Consider the following 581-nt stretch of genomic DNA (forward strand, 5'->3'; position numbering starts at 1 on the left):
CACCGGGGCCACGGCCGCCGCCACGCGCGGGACGCTCACCGGGACGGCCGACCGCGCTGCGGTCGGGCATCATGCCGGGGCTCGGGCGGGGACCACCGGGACGGGGTCCACCCGGGCCGGCCGTGCCGCCGGGGCGCGGGCCGGCAGCACCGGGGCCACCGGGACGGCTCTGCGGGCGCGGCATGCCCTGGGAGGGCGCGAACGGGTTGTTGCCGGGGCGGGCGGGCTCACGCGAGCCACCCTCACGGCCACCGTCACGACCCGTGCGCATGCCCTGCGAGGGCGCGAACGGGTTGTTGCCGGGGCGGGGGGCGCCGGGACGCGGCGCACCGGAACCGCCGGGACCCGCAGGACGCGGCGCGTTGCCGGGTCGCGGGGACGCCGGGACGCCCGAGGTCTGCTTGCCACCGTCGCGGGCGGACTGGACGTCCGACCGGGCAGCGGGGGCGGCAGGCGCGGGAGCCGCCGGGGCAGGCGCCGTACGGGGCGCGGGGGCCGCCGGGGCGGGCGCTGCCTTGGCAGCGGGGGCTGCGGGGGCAGGCGTCGCCGCTGCCGGGGCCGCGGGGGCGGCAGCCGGGGCG

At 83.3% G+C, this 581-nt stretch carries 1 pseudogene; it reads right to left on the bottom strand.

The features are described 5' to 3' along the window. Window positions 1–581 (bottom strand): annotated as a pseudogene (locus AB4Z02_RS18980) (translation initiation factor IF-2); the annotation flags it as partial.

Origin of the sequence: Pedococcus sp. 2YAF34, from assembly GCF_052114585.1 — a bacterium.
Lineage (GTDB): Bacteria > Actinomycetota > Actinomycetes > Actinomycetales > Dermatophilaceae > Pedococcus.